The organism is Actinoplanes couchii (genome assembly GCF_016862075.1).
GTDB classification, from domain to species: domain Bacteria; phylum Actinomycetota; class Actinomycetes; order Mycobacteriales; family Micromonosporaceae; genus Actinoplanes; species Actinoplanes couchii.
Genome location: NZ_BOMG01000123.1, coordinates 1 through 2,960 on the forward strand (window position 1 = coordinate 1; position 2,960 = coordinate 2,960).

Below are 2,960 nucleotides of genomic sequence, written 5' to 3' on the forward strand. Positions count from 1 at the left end.
CCGCGAGTCTCACCGATCCCGCCGCCCTGCTCGACCCGGTTTCCCACCACCGCGATCCACCGTGCCGACCGTCACCGGTCACCCGGGCGCGGGGATCACATCGGTGGCTCCAGGAACAGGGCGGACAGCTTGGGCAGACGACGCCGCATCTCGTCCTCGTCGTCGAAATCCCACAGCTCGGCCACCTCGGGCCGGGTGCGTGGTCGCTCCCCGGACGGCAGCGCCGAACCGGTCGCCTGCTCGTAGGCCCGGGCCGCGATGCCGAGCACCTCCTCGGCCTCGAAGACCGCGCCGGTGTCGGCCGCCTCCTTGATCACGGCCACGTTGGCGAGCACGTCGGGCCGCTGCACCGCGGCGGCCACCGCCTTGCGCCCGTGCGCGATCAGCCAGCCCCGGAACGCGTCGAACCCGGACTCGTCGGCACCACTGTTGATCAGGTAGGCAGCGGCCCAGAGATCCTCGGTGCCGGAGGCGACCATCACCTTCTCCAGGTGGCGGCCCCAGGCGACGATCTCCTCGGGGTCGCCGCCGGCCAGCTCGGCGACGGCGCGCTCGGCCACCTCGGCGGGCGTGGCCGGCCGGTCAGCGGTCGCGCGGTCGATGACCGCCCAGAAATCGTCGGTTCGCATGCTGCGATCCTGCCAGTGGGGTACGACATTTCCACGGACGGCAGGATGGGGACATGCGGCCGATCACTCTGCCCGACGTTTCGTACGACGCGACCGCCGTACGACCGCAATGGTCTGACCTGCCGGAAACCGTGCGTGAATCGATCACCGCGCGCCTCGGCTCTCCGGTGTCCGTCGCGCGCAGCGCAGGCGGCGGTTTCACCCGGGCTTTCGCCGCGCTGCTGGAGACCGAGGCCGGGACCAGGGCATTCGTGAAGGCGGCACCGCTGAGTGACCCGACCTCGCAGTGGTACGCCCGGGAGGCAGCCCTCACCGAAGCTCTCCCCCGCGAGGTGACAGCCGCCCGCCCGCTCTGGACGCTGACCGATTCCGATTACTTCGTGCTCGCACTGGAGGCGGTCGACGGCCGGATCCCGGCGCTCCCCTGGACCCAGGCCGACCTGGACACCACGCTGCGCACCTGGTCGTCGGCGGCGACGGCGCTCGCCTACCCGGCGCCGCGCCTGCTGGAGATCGGCATGCCCACGCTGCCGGACATTCTGCATGACGAGATGAGCTGGTGGTCACTGATCGCCCGCAAACGCGAGCCGATGCCCGGCCCGGCGACCAGCACGATCGCCCCGCAGTACCTGTCCGAGCTGGCGAAACTCGAACGCGCCCTGCCCGGGATCGCCGCCGGCGACGGCATGTGCCACGGCGATCTACGGGTCGACAACGTGCTGATCGACACCACCGGGCGGGCCTGGATCTGCGACTGGACCTGGCCCTGCCTGGGCGCACCCTGGTTCGACACGGTGACGTTGCTGGTCAGCGCGTACGCCAGCGGCCTGGACACCGACGCGGTGCTGCGAGCCTGGGGCGCGCCGGACGAGGGGGTCGACGGCGCGCTCGCCGCCCTGTCCGGGTACTGGCTGGTCCGGGCCGGTGGCGGACCGAGCAGCGCGTCCCCGCACAGTCATCAGCACCAGCGGTTCAGCGGCGAACAGGCACTGGCCTGGCTGGCCGAGCGCCGGGGCTGGAACGCGGCGAAGCGGCACTGGTTCCGCCGCTGATCCCGGCCGTTTTGGCGGCTCGGAGGGGTGCTGGTAGTCTGATTCCTCGCGTGTGGTTGCACGCTGTTGTTTCCTGTCCTGGCCTTGCTGGGTGAGACGGCCGCGCGAGACCACTCGTTTGGACCATTTTTCCGAACTAGTCAGGACAAGGCTGTCGCGTGGCGAACATCAAGTCCCAGATCAAGCGCAACCGGCAGAACGAGAAGGCCCGTCTGCGCAACAAGTCGGTCAAGTCTTCGCTGAAGACCGTGATCCGCAAGCTGCACGAGGCGGGCGACTCGGGCAACATCGAGTCGGCCACCGCGCTGCTGCGTGACGCCTCGCGTCAGCTGGACAAGGCTGTCAGCAAGGGCGTCATCCACAAGAACCAGGCGGCCAACCGCAAGTCGGCCATCGCCAAGAAGATCGCCACGCTGTCCGCCTGATCCTCTTCGGATCAGATCGGCCGCCGCATCGATGCGGTCGGTGATCTAAGCCCGCCACCTCAGACGGGCAGCAACAACGAACCCGGGCACCGCCGGACCGCCAACGGTCCACAGCGGTGCCCGGTTCCTTTTTTCGGCCGTACGCCCACCCAGGGCACGCCCCCACCCCCACCACCGTTCCCCGGCTGCCGGCCATCGGCTCCTGGCCATCGACTGTCGACCACCGGCTGTCGGCCATCGGCTGTCGGTCATCGGCTGTCGGTCATCGGCTGTCGGTCATCGGCTGTCGGCCATCGACTCCTAGCCATCGGCTGTCGGTCATCGGCGTTTTGGCCATCGCGCCCAAACGCTCGCGGTCGCCCCCAGCTCTCACCGCGCCCCCAAATGTTTCCGGCTCTCACCGCGCCCCAAAGAGCTCCCGGCTCTCGCCCCACCTGCTGAAATCGCGCGGCCGGACCAGTCCGCAGACCGGAGCCCGCTCCCGACGGCTAGCCCACGCCGCATACTCCATTCCCGGATCCCGCCATCGGTCCCGCCCGCAGACCTCAGCTCCGAGCCCGGTCACCTGATCACTTGGCCGCTTGGTCACCTAATCACTTGGCCGCTTGGTCGCCTGGTCGCGGTCACCTGGTCACCGCAACCCGCAGCCTGATTCGCCATCACGGCCGTCCGGTCACCCACAGCCTTGCCCTGGGCCTCCGAGACACTGCAGCACCACCGCGACTGCCATCCACCGGCCGCGCCACGGCAGCCCACCGCAACTGCCGACGGGCCCAGGTCCGGCCGACGGGCCCAGGTCCGGCCGACGGGCCCAGGTCCGGCCGACGGGCCCAGGTCCGGCCGACGGGCCCAGG

At 70.1% G+C, this 2,960-nt stretch carries 3 protein-coding genes; 2 read left to right on the top strand and 1 reads right to left on the bottom strand.

Annotated elements, in window-relative coordinates; translation table 11 throughout:
- Window positions 1-95: 95 nt before the first annotated feature.
- Entirely contained in the window at window positions 96-629 is a 534-nt protein-coding gene (locus tag Aco03nite_RS48220; protein ID WP_203809143.1) for a DUF4240 domain-containing protein, read from the bottom strand.
- Window positions 630-682: 53 nt separating this feature from the next.
- Here Aco03nite_RS48220 and Aco03nite_RS48225 point away from each other — a divergent pair, with 53 nt between their 5' ends.
- Together Aco03nite_RS48225 and rpsT are read left to right on the top strand one after the other, a co-directional pair.
- Entirely contained in the window at window positions 683-1,681 is a 999-nt protein-coding gene (locus Aco03nite_RS48225; RefSeq protein ID WP_203809145.1) for a phosphotransferase, read from the top strand.
- Between the two features lie 158 nt (window positions 1,682-1,839).
- Window positions 1,840-2,106, top strand: coding sequence for a 30S ribosomal protein S20 (gene rpsT / locus Aco03nite_RS48230; protein ID WP_203809147.1), 267 nt, complete (start codon window positions 1,840-1,842; stop codon window positions 2,104-2,106).
- Window positions 2,107-2,960 lie beyond the last annotated feature (854 nt).